The 16,906-nt window shown below is 72.8% G+C and carries 17 protein-coding genes; 2 read left to right on the forward strand and 15 right to left on the reverse strand.

Going from position 1 to position 16,906, the window contains the following annotated elements; genetic code table 11:
- The first annotated feature begins 94 nt into the window (after positions 1 to 94).
- Entirely contained in the window at positions 95 to 1,438 is a 1,344-nt protein-coding gene (locus V6U89_RS24040) for a glycoside hydrolase family 18 protein (RefSeq protein ID WP_334573687.1), read from the forward strand.
- An 88-nt stretch (positions 1,439 to 1,526) separates the two neighbouring features.
- Here the strand turns inward: V6U89_RS24040 and V6U89_RS24045 are convergent, their stop codons facing one another.
- The 4 genes from V6U89_RS24045 to V6U89_RS24060 form a co-directional block, all read right to left on the reverse strand.
- Positions 1,527 to 1,997, reverse strand: coding sequence for a phage holin family protein (locus tag V6U89_RS24045; protein WP_334573690.1), 471 nt, complete (start codon positions 1,995 to 1,997; stop codon positions 1,527 to 1,529).
- A 143-nt stretch (positions 1,998 to 2,140) separates the two neighbouring features.
- A complete protein-coding gene (locus V6U89_RS24050) occupies positions 2,141 to 3,082 on the reverse strand; it encodes a sensor histidine kinase (protein WP_334573692.1) in 942 nt (313 codons plus the stop codon).
- 116 nt (positions 3,083 to 3,198) lie between these two features.
- Positions 3,199 to 4,503, reverse strand: a complete 1,305-nt coding sequence (locus V6U89_RS24055; RefSeq protein WP_334573694.1) for a PP2C family protein-serine/threonine phosphatase — start codon at positions 4,501 to 4,503, stop codon at positions 3,199 to 3,201.
- 179 nt (positions 4,504 to 4,682) lie between these two features.
- A complete protein-coding gene (locus tag V6U89_RS24060; RefSeq protein ID WP_334573696.1) occupies positions 4,683 to 6,329 on the reverse strand; it encodes a glycoside hydrolase family 10 protein in 1,647 nt (548 codons plus the stop codon).
- Positions 6,330 to 6,496: 167 nt separating this feature from the next.
- Here V6U89_RS24060 and V6U89_RS24065 point away from each other — a divergent pair, with 167 nt between their 5' ends.
- Positions 6,497 to 7,156, forward strand: a complete 660-nt coding sequence (locus V6U89_RS24065; RefSeq protein WP_334573698.1) for a TOPRIM nucleotidyl transferase/hydrolase domain-containing protein — start codon at positions 6,497 to 6,499, stop codon at positions 7,154 to 7,156.
- Between the two features lie 46 nt (positions 7,157 to 7,202).
- On the opposite strand, the gene pdxY is transcribed toward V6U89_RS24065, so the two are convergent.
- The 11 genes from pdxY to V6U89_RS24120 form a co-directional block, all read right to left on the reverse strand.
- The gene (pdxY, locus tag V6U89_RS24070) at positions 7,203 to 8,054 is read right to left on the reverse strand and encodes a pyridoxal kinase PdxY (protein ID WP_334573699.1); all 852 of its coding nucleotides are present in this window, start codon (positions 8,052 to 8,054) and stop codon (positions 7,203 to 7,205) included.
- A 128-nt stretch (positions 8,055 to 8,182) separates the two neighbouring features.
- Complete coding sequence (locus tag V6U89_RS24075) at positions 8,183 to 8,485, reverse strand: GNAT family N-acetyltransferase (protein WP_334573701.1); 303 nt, start codon at positions 8,483 to 8,485, stop codon at positions 8,183 to 8,185.
- A 106-nt stretch (positions 8,486 to 8,591) separates the two neighbouring features.
- On the reverse strand, positions 8,592 to 9,815 hold the full coding sequence (locus V6U89_RS24080; protein WP_442933977.1) for a multidrug effflux MFS transporter: 1,224 nt from the start codon (positions 9,813 to 9,815) through the stop codon (positions 8,592 to 8,594).
- A gap of 223 nt (positions 9,816 to 10,038) precedes the next feature.
- On the reverse strand, positions 10,039 to 11,271 hold the full coding sequence (locus V6U89_RS24085; protein WP_334573706.1) for an acyl-CoA dehydrogenase family protein: 1,233 nt from the start codon (positions 11,269 to 11,271) through the stop codon (positions 10,039 to 10,041).
- Positions 11,271 to 12,299 (reverse strand): phosphotransferase family protein, encoded by a 1,029-nt coding sequence (locus V6U89_RS24090; RefSeq protein WP_334573708.1) that lies wholly within the window; start codon positions 12,297 to 12,299, stop codon positions 11,271 to 11,273. Before V6U89_RS24090 ends, V6U89_RS24085 begins: the two co-directional genes overlap by 1 nt.
- Entirely contained in the window at positions 12,296 to 12,748 is a 453-nt protein-coding gene (locus tag V6U89_RS24095) for a MaoC family dehydratase (RefSeq protein ID WP_334573710.1), read from the reverse strand. The genes V6U89_RS24090 and V6U89_RS24095 overlap by 4 nt, the downstream gene beginning before the upstream one ends.
- Positions 12,749 to 12,765: 17 nt before the next feature.
- Entirely contained in the window at positions 12,766 to 13,521 is a 756-nt protein-coding gene (gene fabG / locus V6U89_RS24100; protein WP_334573712.1) for a 3-oxoacyl-ACP reductase FabG, read from the reverse strand.
- Positions 13,518 to 14,231, reverse strand: a complete 714-nt coding sequence (locus V6U89_RS24105; RefSeq protein ID WP_334573714.1) for an HAD family hydrolase — start codon at positions 14,229 to 14,231, stop codon at positions 13,518 to 13,520. The genes fabG and V6U89_RS24105 overlap by 4 nt, the downstream gene beginning before the upstream one ends.
- Positions 14,228 to 15,211, reverse strand: coding sequence for an NADPH:quinone oxidoreductase family protein (locus V6U89_RS24110; RefSeq protein ID WP_334573716.1), 984 nt, complete (start codon positions 15,209 to 15,211; stop codon positions 14,228 to 14,230). The genes V6U89_RS24105 and V6U89_RS24110 overlap by 4 nt, the downstream gene beginning before the upstream one ends.
- Entirely contained in the window at positions 15,208 to 15,990 is a 783-nt protein-coding gene (locus V6U89_RS24115; protein ID WP_334573718.1) for an SDR family oxidoreductase, read from the reverse strand. Before V6U89_RS24115 ends, V6U89_RS24110 begins: the two co-directional genes overlap by 4 nt.
- Positions 15,990 to 16,760 (reverse strand): SDR family oxidoreductase, encoded by a 771-nt coding sequence (locus V6U89_RS24120; RefSeq protein ID WP_334573721.1) that lies wholly within the window; start codon positions 16,758 to 16,760, stop codon positions 15,990 to 15,992. Before V6U89_RS24120 ends, V6U89_RS24115 begins: the two co-directional genes overlap by 1 nt.
- Positions 16,761 to 16,906: the final 146 nt, after the last annotated feature.

The following is a 16,906-nucleotide window of genomic DNA, read 5'->3' on the forward strand; positions in this document are numbered from 1 at the left end:
TGGGTCAGCTCTTGACCGCGGAATGCCGGGCCGCTTAGGTTCATCAATCAGAAAGGTCTCTTTACTAATTCTCTCCACCGTCGTGGGAGTGCCGATGCGACCGTTGCGCCACCGCCGCCTCACCGCCGTCGTCGCCCTGGCGACCATGCTGGTCACCGCCGGCCCGCCGACGGCCGCCGGCGCGGACGACGGCAGGAACCGCCGCGCCGGTTACCACCGGGTCGGCTACTTCACCCAGTGGGGCATCTACGGCCGGGCCTTCCCGGTGAAGAAGCTCGACACCTCCGGGGCGGCAAGCCGCCTCACCCACGTCAACTATGCCTTCGGCAACGTCAGCGAGGACGGGCGCTGCTTCGTGGACGGTGGGCCGGGCGAGGGGGACGCCTGGGCCGACTACCAGCGTCCCGTCCCGGCCGACGAGAGCGTCGACGGCGTCGCCGACGCCTGGGGCGAACCGCTCAACGGCAACTTCGGCCAGCTGGCCAAGCTCAAGGCCAAACACCCCGGCCTGCAGGTGCTGATCTCGCTGGGCGGCTGGAGCTGGTCGACGTACTTCTCGAACGCCGCCCGCACCGACGCCTCCCGCAGGGCGTTCGTGGCCTCCTGCATCGACCTCTACCTCAAGGGCAACCTTCCGGTCCTCGACGGTGGCAGTGGCGGCCCGGGTGCCGCCGCCGGCGTCTTCGACGGCATCGACCTCGACTGGGAGTGGCCGAACTGGCCGGGCGAGCCGGGCAACGTGGTCCGCCCGGAGGACCGGCAGAACTTCACCGAGCTGGTCGCGGAGTTCCGCCGGCAACTCGACGCGTACGGCCGGACGACCCGCCGGCACCACCCGCTGACCGCCTTCCTGCCGGCCAACCCGGCGACCATGGACGCCGGCTACGAGGGTCGCGAGATCTTCCGGTACCTGGACTTCGCCACCGTGCAGGGGTACGACTTCCACGGCGCGTGGGACCCGGTGACCAACCAGCAGTCGGCGCTGCGTGTGCCGTCCGGGGCGCCGGACAACCCGGACTTCTCCGCCGAGGTGGCGATCGACGGCTGGCTCGCCCGTGGTGCGCCGCGCGAGAAGCTGGTCCTGGGCATCCCGTACTACGGCCGAGGCTGGACCGGCGTCAGCGGGAGCGGCAACGGGCTCTTCCAGCCCGCGGCCGGGCCCGCGCCGGCCACCTTCGAGGCCGGGTACGAGGACTACCGGCGGCTCAAGACCCTGGCCGGCAACGGCTTCACCGTCCACCGCGACCTTCGCGCCGGGCACGCCTGGTTGTTCGACGGCACGACCTTCTGGACGTACGACGATCCTGCGGTGGTGTTGCAGAAGACGCTGTACATCCGGCGGGCCGGCCTGGCCGGAGCGATGGTCTGGTCGTTGGACGGCGACGACGACAACGCCACGTTGACCAAGACGATCGGCCTCGGGCTTGCGACGCCGTAGCCGCGCACCGCGGCGGTCGTAGCGCTCCTACCCGCGGCAATCCGCGGGTACGGCTGGTGCTGCCGGCGGTGGCGACGGGGAGGTGACGTCAGCGGCCCGGCCGGTCGGCCGCCCACCGGTCGAATTCTTCGCGAACGGCGGCGGCACCGGCCGGCACCACCTGGCTCGCGGTGGCGGAGACGGCGTCCTCCATCTCGTCCGCCAGCCAGGCCGGGCCACCACCGGCCGCCCGCAGCTGCGTCAGGCCGGCTCGGCCCAGCACGACGGCGGCGACGAAGTAGCCCCCGGTGAGCCCCGCGGTGGCCAGCTTGCGGGGCAGGAAGGTCTCCAGCAGGCGCAGCGCGGTCGCCGAGGCGGCCCCGGCTCCCAGTACCACACACCCGGCGGCGGTGGCGAGCAGCGCCAGGCCGACCCCCGCCGGACGAACCGACCTCAGCAGGTGCGTGCGTACCTCGCGGACCTCCGCCCGCACCACCTCCGCCACCTCGGCAGCCAAGCGGTCGGTCGGACCGGCCGCCCGTCCGACTCCGCCGGACCGTCCCGCTGCCGCGTCACTCATGGGCCCGCTCCTCCTCCGTTGGGGGCAGCCGCTTACCCATGAACCGCACCGCCATACCTGTCCCGACGCCCGGGGCGGAAGCTGGGACAAAGGTGACGAGGTGGCTGCCGGAGGCGAGCTGCGCCCGGATGCGGTCATCCGGCTCAGCGGTGCATGTGCAGGCGGATCGTGGTGGCACCGGGCCTGGTGTGGACGCGTACGAGGTCGCAGAGTTGGTTGACCAGGACGAGCCCCCGGCTGCCCGGCTGCTGGGGCGGCACGGGAAGGCGGCCGGCGAGCGGATTCGTGATGTGCCCGGTGTCGCTGAGCTGGCATATCAGCCGCGTGCTGTCGGTCCAGACCGCGAGAGTACCGCCCCCGGTGGTGTGTCTGACCGTGTTCCCCGCCAGCTCGTTGACCGCCAGGGTCAGGTCGGAGACCCGGTCCGGGTGCAGCCCGGCGGCGACGGCGTGCGCGGTCACGAACCGGCGGATGGCCGGGAGCGCGTGCACGTCGATCGCGATGGTGGCCGCCCGGGCAGGCGGATCCGGCAGCGGCAGGTTGAACCCTGCCGCCACCGCGACCGGGTCCGCGTAGTGCGGGCTCACCCACTCCGCGCCGTCCTTCTGCAGGACGGGGTGGGTGCGGCAGGCGTCGTCGAGCCAGCTCCGGTCCAGACGACTGGTGTCGTAGGGACAGAGGATGGTGGCCGGCCGGCCGGCGAACGCCGCGTTGATCAGGGCCTCGTGCTGGGCGCAGGCGGGGTATTCGACCGCGGTGCGGCCGGCCCAGATCGGTTCGCCGATGATGCGTACCCGCTTGCCCGGATGCGCGGCGGCGAAGGCGAGCAGGACGCCGGGGATGATCCGCCCCGGGTTGCGCCCGGCCTCGCTCATGTCGTGCAACCGCACCCGGCCCGCGTCGACGCCGAGCGCGGTACGGATCTGGTGGAGGTTGTCCCCCGGTACCGCCACCATGACCGGTTCGTCGGCGGCGAGGCCGGCGTGGATGAACGGCACCGTGCCGGCCAGGTACTCCTCGCGGTCGCCGTAGAAGAGGGCGGGGTGGACGAAACTGTCGGTCCTGGTGGCGACCGAGATGCTCATGCGGCAGCCTCCCAGTGCGTGGTCCAGTCGCCTCGTCGGGCCACCGCAGCGTCAGTCCGGATACCTGGTCGGCACCGGTCAGGTGAAGTGTACGGGCGGGGCGATGTAACGGCCGGTCAGGCCCGACCCGGCCCCGGCTGTCGCCGCTGCCGGAGCGGACGGGTCGCGCCGGCGGCGGCCGCGCCCTGCCGGTCGGCGCCCGGGCTCACGCGTGACCTGCCGGTCGCCTGGATGGCGAGCAGGGCGATGTCGTCGGTCGGCTGTTCGCCGGCGAGGGTGCTCATGATGCGGGCGCAGACCGCTTCGGCGGCACCGGGTTCGACGGCCGCGCAGAGCCGCTCGATGCCGGTGTCGATGACTTCGCCGCGGCGTTCGACGAGCCCGTCGGTGTAGCAGACCAGCACCGCCTCGGCGGGGAACGTGACCTCGGCGTGTCGGCGGGCCGGTCGGTCCGGGCGCACACCCAATGGAAGATCGACTGGAAGGTTCAGCGTCTCGGCGGGCCGTCCCGGTGTGGCCAGCACGGGTTGCAGGTGCCCGGCGAGGGACATCCGGATGGTGGTGCGGTCCGGGGAGATCATCGCGTACAGGACCGTGGCGAGGTTCCCGGCCTCGAAGTGGTGGATCTTGCGGTCCAGCAGCGTCAGCGCGCTCGCCGGATCGTCGCAGATCAAGGCGTACGCGCGCAGCGCGCTGCGCAGGCGCCCCATCACGACCGCCGAGCGCAGCCCGTGACCCGACACGTCGCCGATGACGACGCCTAGCCAGCCGGACGGGAGGGTGAACACGTCGTACCAGTCGCCGCCCACGCCGGCGTCGTGGCCGGGCACATAGCGGGCGGCCATGTCCACGCCGGGCGCATCGGGCAGGTGGGTGGGCAGCAGGCTGCGTTGCAGGGCGAGGGCGGCGGTGCGGTCGATGCTGCTGGCCCGGCTCCGGCTGGCCAGGCTCGCCCGATCGGCGGCGAGTTGGAGCACCTGCACGTCGTCGTCGGTGAATCGGTGCGGCTGGAGGCAACCGACGTGCAGTACGCCGATCACGTCGCCGCCGGCGAGCATCGGCACACCCAACAGCGAGCTGACCCCGCTGTCGAACAGCATCGGGTCGTCCGCGGCCGTGACCTCGTCCAGCACGACAGGCTGCTTCTCCCGGGCGATCCGGCCGGCGAGCCCGCGGCCCACGGAGCTTCGGGAGCCCGGCCGGACCTCGTCCGCCAACCCTCTCGCCGCGGTGGCCACGAACTGCCGGGCGTGCACGTCCAGCAGCAGGATGGCGGCGGTGTCGACCCCCAACACCTCTCGGACCCGGTCGAGGAGTTCGTCGAGAAGGTCGTCGACGTCAAGCTTGGACAGCGCGGCGTCGGTGATCGCCTCGATCCGGCGCAACCGCTCGTCGCTCCCGCCACCCTGCACGCCAATCACGGCCAGAAGCCTAGTCCTCCCCGGGCCCGGAGCAGCCCCCCAGCAGCACCCCCGTCGGGCGTCGACCTCGGGTACGGCGGCGAGACTACCGTCCCGGAGCAGCCGGTCGCCCACCGCGGCGCCACTGTCATCCTGCTGATCTCGGGGGGTGGCTCATCCCGACGAATCGGTCACCGGTCCTACCGCACCTCGACGGAGATCGGCGCGCTGAGTCGGCCCTCGTTCCCGCTGCGATCCAGGCCGGACACGCAGTAGGAGAGCGGGCGGTCGGCGGGGGCGGTGCGGTCGACCCAGCCGGTCCCCCGGGCGGTGCCGACGAGCCGGGCCGCGTCGCCCTCCACCCGGTAGACGGCGACGCTCGCGGCACCGTCTGCGCGCCAGGTCAGCGCCACCTCGCCGGCGTCGCGCCGCACGCCGGTGATCGCGGGTACGGCGGGCGGCGCCGCCGGTAGCTGCGCCATCGCGGGCACCAGCGCCGGGCCGGCGTAGTGCGCTGTGCTGTACCGGCTGACCGCGCCGAGCTTGTCGGCGCGCACCTGGCGGGCGCTGAAATGCACGCTGCCGCTCACCCCGTGCCGGCGGTTGAGGGCGAGCTGGCGGTCCAGCTCGGCCGGGTCGCGCCACGCGCCGCGCTCGCCCACCCGGTAGTCGGCCTGGCCGATGTAGAGCTGCACGCGGGTGCCCTGCACCGTGGCCGCCCACCACGGCAGCAGCTTGGCGTAGTCGGCCTTGTCGAACCCGATGTGCCAGTAGAGCTGTGGCACCACGTAGTCGAGCCACTGCTCCCGCACCCAGAGCCGGGTGTCGGCGTAGATGTCGTCGTAGCTCTGCAGTCCGGCGGTCGGCGAGCCGGCCGGGTCCGTGCGCTTGTTGCGCCAGATGCCGAACGGGCTGATGCCGAACTTGACCCACGGCTTGATCGCCTTGATCCGCTCGCTCATCTCGCGGACCAGCGTGTTCACGTTGTCCCTGCGCCAGGCGTGCTTGTCCGCGAACCGCCGGCCGTACCGGGCGAACGCCGCGTCGTCCGGGAAGTCCTGCCCGGCCTCGGGGTACGGGTAGAAGAAGTCGTCGAAGTGCACGCCGTCGACGTCGTAGCGCTGGACCGCCTCCAGCATCGAGTCCTCGACGAACGTGCGCGCCTCGGGGATGCCCGGGTTGAAGTAGAGGCGACTGCCGGGCCGGTCGGCGCTGGGATAGGTCACCACCCAGTCGGGGTGCTGCCGCAACGGGTGCGTCGGCGCCAGCTGGTCCAGCCGGGGGCCGGGTCCCCCGACGGTGGCCGGCTGCCCGCCCCGGTACGGGTTGAACCAGGCGTGGAACTCCAGGTTGCGCGCGTGCGCCTCGCTGACCATGAACTCCATCGGGTCCCAGCCCGGGTCGCGGCCGTCGCGGCGTCCGGTCAGCCACTCCGACCAGGGCGCGTACTTCGACGGCCAGAGGGCGTCCCCGCTGGGCCGCACGTGCACGAAGACGGCGTTGTGGTTGCGCCGCACGGCCAGGTCGAGCCAGCCCCGGAACTCCGCCCGCGCCGTCTCGGCCGGCAACCCGCGCCGGCTCGGCCAGTCGATGTTGTTCACCGTCGTGATCCACATGCCGCGCAACTCGCGCGGCGCCAGCGCCGCCCGGCCGGCGCAGTGGGGAGCGGCGGGCGCCGGACCACCGTCGGCTGCCGGGCCGCGGGCCGCCACGGCCCCGCGTTCGTCGTCGACGACCCGCTCGCGCACCGACCAGGCGCCGACCGCGAACGCCAGGGCGAGCGCGGCGACGACGGCGACGAGGGCGCGGGTACGACGGCGGTGAGCGGGCGGATCGGTGGCGGGCATCGCCCCAGTCTGCCCAGTGCCGCCCCGCCGAATGAACCGGGTGGAGGGTTACTTAACGGTCAGCTAAGACGGTGGGGTCGGAAGGGCTCTGCGTCACCTCGACACGCGGCTGCCCGACCACAATTTCCGGTGGCGGTCCGGGACCGGCCGTTGCGAGACTCTGAGCTGTGCGAGAGCCGGAGCGTTTCCGCGCCGCCGTCGGCACGTGGGCGGCCGGCGGCACCGACGCCGCGGCGGCCGCCGCGGCGGCCCGCGAACTGGCCCAGGACGGCCTGGCGACGGTTGTCCTCGTCGAAGGGGTGAGCGACCGGAGCGCGGTGGAGGCGCTGGCCGTTCGACGCAACCGGGATCTGGCCGGCGAGGGCGTCTGCGTCCTGCCGATCGGCGGCGCGATGAGCGTCGGTCGGTTCCTGCGGCTCTTCGGCGGGCAGGGGCTGGCCGTGACCATCCGGGGGCTCTGCGACGAGGCCGAAGAGGGCTACTTCCGGCGCGGGTTGGAGCAGGCCGGCCTCGGTAGCGACCTGACCCGGTCCGGGATGGAGGCGTTGGGCTTCTACGTGTGCGTCGCCGACCTGGAGGACGAGTTGATTCGCGCGCTGGGCACGGCCGGGGTCGAGCGGGTCCTGGCGGCCGAACAGGATCTGGCCCGCTTCCGGGTCTTCCAGAACCAGCCCGCGCAGCGCGGGCGCGCGATCGAGCGGCAACTGCGCCGCTTCATGGGTACGACCAGCGGTCGCAAGGCCCGGTACGCCCGCGCGCTCGTCGACGCCCTCGACCCGAACCAGGTACCCCGGCCGCTGGATCACCTACTCGGGCCCCCCGCCTGACCCGGATCCGGCCCCCCTGCGCGGTGAGCGCCCCGAGGGGCGTCCCTCAGCGCAGCCGCCGGGCGGCGAACCTGGCGGGTGGCGCGGCGATCGCGTCCTGGGCCGCGATCAACTGGATCTCCCGGGTGCCCGCCGCGAGGGTCGCCTCCAGTACGGCGAAGACGGAGGCGATGGTGCGTTCCAGCGCCGTGGCGGGCGAACCCGTCGTCCACAGGTGCGCGAGGTACAGCGCCGCGGTGACGTCGCCGCCGCCGTTGGGGCTGATCGGCAGCAGCGGGGTGGTCACCGCCCAGGCGCCCTCGTCGGAGACGGCCACCACCTCCAGCGACCCCACCGGCACGTCGCCGTGGAGCACGCTGGTGACCAGGACGTGCCGTGGCCCCGTCTCGCGTACCACGTCGACCGCGTCCAGCAGCTCCGCCGGGGAGTTGGTGGCACGGCCGGCGAGGAAGTCCAGCTCGAAGTGGTTCGGGGTGATGATGTCCGCGCGCGGGACGACGGTGTCCCGCAGATACTCCGGAATGCCCGGCCGGACGAACATCCCGCGGCCGGCGTCGCCCATCACCGGATCGCAGCAGTAGACCGCGTCCGGGTTGGCGGCCTTGACCTTGTCGACCGCGTCGAGGATCACCGCACCCATGGCCGGGTCGCCCTGGTAGCCCGACAGCACCGCGTCGGCGCTGCCGAGGACCCCGCGGTCGCCGATGCCCGCGATCACCTCGGCCACGTCGGCCGGCGCCAGCAGCGGCCCGCGCCACGCGCCGTACCCGGTGTGGTTGGAGAAGTGGACCGTCACCACCGGCCACACCTCGTGCCCGAGGCGCTGCAGGGGAAAGGCGGCCGCGGAGTTGCCGACGTGACCGTAGGCGACCGAGGACTGGATGGACAGGATCTTCACCAGCTCATCATGGCGCTTCCCGCCGGCACCGCGCGTACGGCCCACCGGTTCTGTCGGGTGACCCAGTCACCGGACGGACTGCCGCACCGAGGACCTGTTCGCCGGCGCGCAGCCCTGCCGGGCGCGGGCTATCGGACCTTACGCGTCGATCGCACCACGATGTCGTCGTACTCGGGGTGCTTGCCCAGCCACTTGTCGAGGAACGGGCAGATCGGCACCACCGTCCGGCCCCTGGCCCGCGCGTCGTCCATCACCGCGCGAGCGAGGGTCGAGCCGAGGCCCCGGCCTTCGAACTGCGGATCGACCTCGGTGTGCGTGTAGGCGATGATGTTGCCGGTCAACTGGTAGGTGACCAGCCCGGCCAGCGCACCCGACTCGTCCCGCGCCTCGAACCGCTCCCGCTCCGGCGCGTCATTCACGGTGAACTCCACCCCACCATCGAAGCACGGCTGCCCGCGGAACCGGGTGTGAGGCCGGCAACGCTTCCGGGCACCTCGGCCCGGACGAACCGGGTCGTCGGCGCCGGCTCACCGGGCGTCAGTGCGCTGCCACGACCACGGCTTCGGGCGCCAGGCCGGCGAGCCGGGCCGGCCGCACGACGAGGAGCAGCACCGCCATCGCCGCCACCATGCCACCGGCGACGACGAGGGCCATCGCCACCGCGCCGGTGCCCAGCACGCCCACCAGGGGCGCGGCCAGCGCGCCGACGCCGAACTGCACGGCGCCGAGCAGGGCGGACGCCGTACCGGCGGCTTCCCCGTGCCGGGACAGGGCCAGGGCCGGCGCGTTCGGCATCGCCAGGCCGGCCGCCGCGAGCACCACCCACAACGACACCAGCAGGCTCGGCAGCCCGCCGAGGCCGGTGGCGGCGAAGGCGAGCAGCGCCAGTCCGGCGACGGTCCCCACGCCGAGGGCGACGACGAGGATCCGCTGGGGCGAGTGGCGGCGCAGCAGCCGTACGTTGTACTGGGTCGCCGCGATCAGTCCGACCGCGCCCGCGCCGAAGGCCAACCCGAACTGCTGCTCGTCCAGCCCGTACTGCTGTTGCAGGACGAACGAGGAGCCGGCGACGTAGGCGAACAACGCCGCCATGGCCAGCCCGGCGACCAGCACCAGGCCCACGAACGTCCGGTCCCGCAGCAGCGCGCCGTACACGACCATCGTCGCGACCACCCCGCCGCGCCGGCGCCGCTCGGCCGGCAGCGTCTCGCGGAGGCCGAGCGCGGCGACCACGACCAGCAGCACACCGAAGGCGGCCAGGGCCACGAACACGCCACGCCAGTCGGTCCAGCGCAGCAACCCGCCACCGAGGGTCGGCGCGAGGATCGGCGCCGCCCCCATGACCAGCAGCAGCCGGGAGAGCAGCTTGGCGAAGGCCGCGCCGTCGAACAGGTCGCGGACCACGGCCATCGCGACGACCGTGGCCGCCGCCACGCCGAGGCCCTGCATCACCCGCAGGCCGCCGAGAACCATGACGTTCGGTGCGACGACGCAGAGCAGCGACGCCACGACGTGCAGCGCGATGCCGGCGATCAGCGGCGCGCGCCGGCCGACGGCGTCGGACAGCGGGCCGATCAGCAACTGGCCGAGGGCGAGGCCGGCCAGCGTGCCGGTGAGGGTCAGTTGGACCGCCGCCGGCGTCGTCCGGAAATCGGCGACGATCGCCGGCAGCGCGGGCAGGTACATGTCGATGGTCAGCGGACCCACCGCGATCAGCGACCCGAGCACCAGGACGAGCCGCAGGCGTTGTCGGGGGGTCATCAGGTCGCCGGGGGTCAGCGGGACCGCCCGCCCCTCCGGGGCGTCGACGGTCATCGGGTCGTCTCCGATCGGCCGTCACGGAACCGGGCCGGGTGCGGGGCAGTAGTCACACCTGGATCCAAATCCGGATCCGGTGATCTGATTCCCCATCGCCGGACAGGTAACGCAGGTCACAGCCGGGCCGCGGCGGACCAGCCGCCGAGCCGGCAGGGATTCCGGTGGGTCAGGCGGGCTTGACCTGCCTCGCCGCCTGGCGCCGCAGTTCGTGACGGGCCAGGGCGTTCTTGTGCACCTCGTCGGGTCCGTCGGCGAAGCGCAGGGTGCGGATGCGGGCGTAGGCGCCGGCCAGCGGGAAGTCCTGGGAGAGGCCGGCGGCGCCGTGCACCTGGATCGCCTTGTCGAGGATCCACAGGACGGTCTCGGGGGTGGCGATCTTGATGGCCTGGATCTCGGTGTGCGCGCCCCTGTTGCCGACGGTGTCCATCAGCCAGGCGGTCTTGAGGACCAGCAGTCGCAGCTGCTCGATCCGCACCCGGGACTCGGCGATCCAGTCGCGGATCACCCCCTGCTCGGCCAGCGGCCTGCCGAACGCGGTCCGCTGCTCGGCGCGGGCGCACATCAGCTCGACGGCCTGCTCGGCGACGCCGATGGAGCGCATGCAGTGGTGGATGCGGCCGGGGCCGAGCCGGGCCTGGGCGATCGCGAAGCCGTCGCCTTCGCCGCCGATCAGGTTCTCCACCGGCACGCGTACGTCGTGGAACTCCAGCTCGGCGTGGCCGCCGTGGTCGTGGTCGTCGTACCCGAACACCTCCATGCCCCGCTTGATCACCAGACCCGGGGTGTCCCGTGGGACCAGCACCATCGACTGCTGGCGGTGCCGCTCGGCGTCCGGGTCGGTCTTGCCCATGACGATGAGGATCCGGGCGTTCGGGTTCATCGCGCCGGTGATCCACCACTTGCGGCCGTTGATCACGTACTGGTCGCCGGCCCGCTCGATCCGGGTCGAGATGTTCGTGGCATCCGAGGACGCCACGTCCGGCTCGGTCATCGCGAACGACGACCGGATCCGACCGTCCAGCAGCGGCTCCAGCCACTGCTTGCGCTGCTGCTCGGTGCCGAACATCGCCAGCACCTCCATGTTGCCGGTGTCCGGGGCGGCGCAGTTCAGGGCGGCGGGCGCCAGGTGGCTGCGTCCGGTGATCTCCGCCAGCGGGGCGTACTGCAGGTTGGTCAGGCCGGCTCCGTGCGTACCCGGCAGGAAGAGGTTCCACAGCCCACGCTTCCGGGCTGCGGCACGCAGCTCCGCCAGCATCGGCACCGCGTCCCAGGCCCAGCGGTTGCCGAGCTGCCCGAGCTGCTCGTGGAAGGCGTGCTCGGCCGGGTAGACATGGCTGTCCATGAAGTCCAGCAGGTTGTCCCGCAGCCCCTCGGTCCTCGGGTCCAGGGCGAAGTCCATCAGTGCTCCTTGAGGTAGGTCAGGCCCGCGTCGAGCAGCAGCTCGGTGACCTCGCCGAGGCGCTCGAAGCCGGAGCCGACGGTCTGGCCGCGCAGGTGCCGGTAGTGGATGCCCTCGAGGATCGCGGCCAGCTTGAAGGCTGCCAGCCCGAGGTGGAAGCCGAGTGGCGGCAGGGGGCGGGGGCTGCTCGCCGCGTAGCGGTCGAGGATCTCGTCCTCGGTCAGGAAGCCGGGCGCGGACGAGGCGTCGGCGACCGCCACCCCGACGAGCCGCCCGAGGCGCTGGTAGAGCACCAGCAGCGCCAGATCGGTGAGCGGGTCGCCGAGGGTGGCCATCTCCCAGTCGATGACGGCCGCGAGGTGGTCGCGGTCGTCGGTGAGGACGTTGTCGAGGCGGTAGTCGCCGTGCACGATGCCCGGCGTCGACTCGCTCGGCACGCCGGACGCCAGGCGGGCGTACAGCTCGTCGGCGGCCGGCAGGTCCCGGCAGTACGACGCGTCGAGCTGCTTCTTCCAGCGACCCACCTGCCGAGCGAGGAAGCCGTCCGGCCGGCCGAAGTCGACCAGCCCCACGGCCACCGGGTCGACCGCGTGCAGGGCGGCCAGGGTGTCGACCAGCCGGGCCGAGATGACCCGGGTACGTTCCGCGCCGAGCCGCTCGAGCTCGGCCGCGTACCGGTACGCCGTACCGTCGACCCGCTCCATCACGTAGAACGGGGCGCCCAGCACGTCGGCGTCGGGACAGAGCGCGTACGTCCTCGGCACCGGCACGTCGGTCGGCCAGAGCGCCGACATGACCCGGTGTTCCCGGGTCATGTCGTGCGCGGTGGCCAGCACGTGCCCCAGTGGCGGCCGCCGGACGATCCAGGTCCGCCGCCCGTCACCGACCTCGTAGGTGAGGTTGGACTTGCCGCCGGCGATCAGCCGGCCGCTCAGCTCCCCGGCCGCCTCGGGAACCGAGGCGGCGAACCAGTCGGCGAGCCGGGCCAGGTCGAGGCCCGGCGGGTCGGGGCGGTCGGCGGCGGTCACGGCACCAGGATGCTGACGGTCTCGACCACGCACGCCGGCTTCCCGGCGCCGGCCAGCTCGACGGTCACCTTCGCCGTGAGCTGGTAGCCACCGCCGCCGGGCACCAACGACAGCAGCTCCACCCCGGCCCGCACCTGGGAGTCGACCGGGACCGGGGCGGGGAAGCGGAGCTTGTTGGCGCCGTAGTTCACGCCCATGCTGAGCCCCTCGACCTTGTACACCTGCCAGACCAGCATCGGCACCAGCGACAAGGTCAGGTATCCGTGCGCGATGGTGCTGCCGAACGGGCCGTGCGCCGCCTTCGCGGGGTCGACGTGGATCCACTGGCGGTCGCCGGTCGCCTCGGCGAAGGCGTCGATCTGCTGCTGGGTGACGGTGTGCCAGTCGGAGTAGCCGAGGTGGGTGCCGACCGCCTGCTCCAGCTCCCCGATGCCGTGGAAGACCTTCATCATCTCTCCTTTCCCGGTCAGGCCTTCGGCCCGCCGGCGACGTACAGCACCTGGCCGGAGACGAAACCGGCTCCCTCGCTGGCGAAGAACGACACGGCGTGCGCGATGTCCGCCGGCGTGCCGGTACGGGCGACGGGGATCTGCGCCGCGGCGGCCTTCTTGAAGTCATCGAAGGCCATCCCGACCCGCGCCGCGGTGGCGGCGGTCATCTCGGTCTCGATGAAGCCGGGGGCGATCGCGTTCGCCGTGACGCCGAACTTGCCGAGTTCCAGGGCCAGCGTCTTGGTGAAGCCCTGCAGGCCGGCCTTGGCCGCCGCGTAGTTGGCCTGACCCCGGTTGCCCAGAGCCGAGGTGCTGGACAGGTTGACGATCCGCCCCCAGCCGGCCTTGGTCATGTAGCCCTGCACGGCGCGGCTCATCAGGAACGAGCCACGCAGGTGCACGTTCAGGACCGCGTCCCAGTCGTCGGCGGTCATCTTGAACAGCAGGTTGTCCCGGGTGATGCCGGCGTTGTTGACCAGCACGGTCGGCTCGCCCAGTTCCTCGGCGATCCGGTCCACGGCGGCCTGCACCGCCCGCTCGTCGGCGACGTTGGCGCCGACGGCCAGGGCTCGGCCGCCGCCGGCCTGGATCTCCTCGACGACCGGCTTGCCCGCCGCTTCGTCCAGGTCGACGACGGCGACGGCGAAGCCGTCCCGGGCAAGGCGCTTGGCGACGGCGGCGCCGATGCCACGGGCCGCTCCGGTGACGACTGCGGTGCGGGTGACGGTCATGGGGTCAACTCCTCGGTACGGGCGGGATGTGGCAGGTCGGTTCCGGGCCGCGGCCGTGCGAGGCCGGCGCGGCAGGCGGGAAGCAGCTCGGCGATCGCGGCCCGCGTGGTGTCGGCGTCGGTGTGCAGCAGCGCCCGCAGGCCGACCGCGCGGGCGCCGAGCACGTTCGGTTCGGCGTCGTCGACGAAGAGCACCCGGTCGGCCGGCAGCCCGAGCCGCTCCAGGGTGAGCGCGTAGATCGGGGCGAGCGGCTTGCGCAGGCCGACCTCGCCGGAGATGACGACGGGATCGAAGAGCCCGTCGATCAGCTCGCGCGGGTACGTGTTGCCCCAACTGTTGGAGAGCAGGCCGACGCGCACGCCGGCGTCGCGCAACTGCCGGGCCAGGTCGACCATCGCCGGGTCGGGGCGCATCCCGGCGAAGAGCCGGGCCAGCACGCCGACCGGATCGACCGCACGCCCGTCGAGCGTGGTGAGCTCGGCGGCGAGCAGCGCGTCGAACTCGTCGACGTCCAGCGCCCCGGTCTCCAGCCGGTGGACGGGGGTGCCGTCCGGGGCGTCGCGGGACAGCCAGGCCTTGAGCGTGCGCGAGAACGACGCCGGGTCGATGCCGTCGGCGTGCAGCCAGCCGGCGATCGAGTCCCGGACCGGTCCGGTGAGCACGCCGCCGTAGTCGAAGACCACGGCGTCCACCTGGTTCGCGCTGCTCACGAGACGTACACCACCCGGCCGACGGTGACGCCGTCGGCGAGCTCCTGCACCCCGTCGGCCACCTCGTCGAGCGCGAGGCGTTGACTGACCAGGGGCCGTACCGCGCCCTGGGCGGCCAACGCGCTGAGGGCCCGATGGCAGTCGGCCACGGCCGCCGGGTCGTAACGGTGGTACAGGCCCCAGTGCAGGCCGACGATCGAGTAGTTCTTCACCAGGGCGTGGTTGAGCGCGGCGGACTGGATCTGACCGCCGGCGAAGCCGACCACGAGGATCCGCCCCTCGAAGGCGACGCACTTGGTCGAACGCTGATAGGTCTCGCCGCCGACCGGGTCGTAGACGACGTCGGCGCCCCGACCACCGGTCTCGGCCTTGACCACCGCGACGAAGTCCTCTTCCCGACGGTCCACGACCACGTCCGCGCCGAGCGCGCGGGCCACCGCCGCCTTCTCCGGACCGCCCACGACACCGATCACCCGGGCGCCGGCTGCCTTGCCCAACTGGACGGCGGCACTGCCGACACCGCCGGCCGCGGCGTGCACCAGCAGCGTCTCGCCCGCGCGCAGCCCGGCCCGCCGGTGCAGGCCGAACCAGCCGGTCTGGTACCCGATGTAGAGCGCGGCCGCCTCGGCGTCGTCGAGCTCCGCGGGCGCGGGGAACGTGGCCGCCGCAGCCAGCAGCGCGAACTCCGCGAACCCGCCGTACGGCAGGGTCGCGCCGCCGAGCACGCGGTCGCCGAGAGCGAACCCGCCGACACCTTCGCCGAGCGCGACGACCTCGCCACACAGCTCGACCCCCGGGGTGAACGGAAGCTCCGGCTTGACCTGGTACTCGCCACGGCACATCAGGACGTCCGGGAAGTTGGCCGGAGCGGCCAGGACCCGGACCACGAGCTGGCCGGGACCCGGCTCCGGGTCGGCGACGTCGACGAGCCGCAGCACGTCGCGGGGCTCACCGAGGTCGGCGACCCGCCATGCCTTCATCGGGCTTCCTCCTGGTCCTCGAGTCGTCGCTGGAGCTTGTTCATCCCGTGGAGCCAGCGGTCGGTGTCGGTGGCGCGGTGCGCGTAGTAGGTGGCGACCCGGGGATGCGGCAGGACGAGGAACCGGTCGTCGTGGAGGGCCTGCCAGGTCGCCTCGGCGACGTCCTCGGGGGTGAGCGCCGCATCGTGGCTGAGCAGCTCCTGCAACGGCCGGGCGTTGTCGAGCATCCGGGTCCGCACCCCCTGCGGGCAGATCGCCTGCACCACGACGCCACGGTGCCGGTAGGTCAACGACAGCCATTCGGCGAACGCCACGCAGGCGTGCTTGCTGACCGAATACGTCGGACTCCCGATCATCGTGAGCAGCCCGGCCGCCGACGCGGTCACCACGAACCGACCCGAGCCGCGCTCGACCCAGCCGGGGACCAGCAGTCGCGCGGCCCGTACGTGGGCCAGGACGTTCACCTCGTGGCTGGCCGCCCAGTCCTCCTCGCTGGCCAGCAGCCCGGTGCCCCGGTCGATTCCGGCGTTCCCGACCCAGACGTCGATGCTGCCCAGGTGGCCTCGGGCCGCCTCGACCAGCGCGGCAACCCCCTGCTCGGTGGCGGCGTCACCGGGAGCCGGGTACCCACCGATCTCCCCTGCCACCCGGACGGCCGCCTCGGCGTCGAGGTCGTTGACGACGACCCGGGCGCCCTCGGCGGCGAGTCGGGTGGCCAGCGCGCGGCCGATGCCCTGGCCGGCGCCGGTGACGACGACGCCTGAGTCCCGTACCGGCATCAGACACCCCCCGTCAGGGTGACGCCGCCGTCGACCACCAGCAGCTGGCCGGTCATCCAGGCGGCGTCCGCGGAGAGCAGGAACGCGACGACGCTCCCGATGTCGTCGGGGACGCCGAGTCGCTTGAGCGGGTACGCCGCGGCCACCTGCTCCTCCCGACCCTCATACAGGGCGGTGGCGAACTTCGTCTTCACCACGGCCGGGGCGACCGCGTTCACCCGGATGTCGGGGCCGAGCTCGACGGCGAGTTCCTGGGTGAGGTGGATGAGCATCGCCTTGCTGGCCCCGTAGAAGCCGATGCCGGGCGCGGGCCGGAGGCCGGCGACCGAGGAGACGTTGACCACGGCGCCGCCGTGCTCCTTCATCCAGCGCCGATGGGCCTGCTGCACCCAGGACAGGGCGGCCAGGCAGTTCACCTCGACGATCTTGCGGGCCGCGGCCAGGTCCAGCTCGACCATCGGGCCGTACGTCGGGTTGATGCCGGTGTTGTTGACCAGCAGATCGACGCTGCCGAAGGTGTCGATCGCGCGTGTGACGACCTCGGCCTGGTGGTCGGCGTCGTCGGCGTGGCCGGCGATGCCGATCGCGTGCTCCGGGCCCAGCTGGGCGACGGCCTGGTCGAGCGCCTCCTGCCTGCGGGCGGTGATGACGACCTTGGCGCCTTCGGCCACCAGTCGCTCGGCGATGGCCAGGCCGATGCCTCGGCTGGCACCGGTCACGATCGCCGTTCGTCCGGTGAATCTCGTGGACGTCGCTGCAGCTTGGGACACGGGCCTCCCCTTCAGGGTTACTAAGCGCTTGCTTACGTTAGGCTCGATGAAGTGTGCGACGCCGCAGCGGCCGCCGTCAACAGGTCCGGCCCGGCGGTCGACATCCGGCCGGCCCACCGGGGCGTTGTGGTATCAATGCCGGCCAG

The organism is Micromonospora sp. CPCC 206171 (genome assembly GCF_036906755.1).
In the GTDB taxonomy this organism is placed as follows: Bacteria; Actinomycetota; Actinomycetes; order Mycobacteriales; family Micromonosporaceae; genus Micromonospora; species Micromonospora purpureochromogenes.

Bases quoted from the DNA above. Each gene is read 5' to 3' on its own strand.
- V6U89_RS24110 (WP_334573716.1), bottom strand. From the start codon at position 15,211: ATGAAGGCATGGCGGGTCGCCGACCTCGGTGAGCCCCGCGACGTGCTG.
- V6U89_RS24060 (WP_334573696.1), bottom strand. From the start codon at position 6,329: ATGCCCGCCACCGATCCGCCCGCTCACCGCCGTCGTACCCGCGCCCTC.
- V6U89_RS24085 (WP_334573706.1), bottom strand. From the start codon at position 11,271: ATGGACTTCGCCCTGGACCCGAGGACCGAGGGGCTGCGGGACAACCTG.
- V6U89_RS24115 (WP_334573718.1), bottom strand. From the start codon at position 15,990: ATGCCGGTACGGGACTCAGGCGTCGTCGTCACCGGCGCCGGCCAGGGC.
- V6U89_RS24095 (WP_334573710.1), bottom strand. From the start codon at position 12,748: ATGAAGGTCTTCCACGGCATCGGGGAGCTGGAGCAGGCGGTCGGCACC.
- fabG (WP_334573712.1), bottom strand. From the start codon at position 13,521: ATGACCGTCACCCGCACCGCAGTCGTCACCGGAGCGGCCCGTGGCATC.
- V6U89_RS24050 (WP_334573692.1), bottom strand. From the start codon at position 3,082: ATGAGCATCTCGGTCGCCACCAGGACCGACAGTTTCGTCCACCCCGCC.
- V6U89_RS24080 (WP_442933977.1), bottom strand. From the start codon at position 9,815: ATGACCCCCCGACAACGCCTGCGGCTCGTCCTGGTGCTCGGGTCGCTG.
- V6U89_RS24040 (WP_334573687.1), top strand. From the start codon at position 95: ATGCGACCGTTGCGCCACCGCCGCCTCACCGCCGTCGTCGCCCTGGCG.
- V6U89_RS24045 (WP_334573690.1), bottom strand. From the start codon at position 1,997: ATGAGTGACGCGGCAGCGGGACGGTCCGGCGGAGTCGGACGGGCGGCC.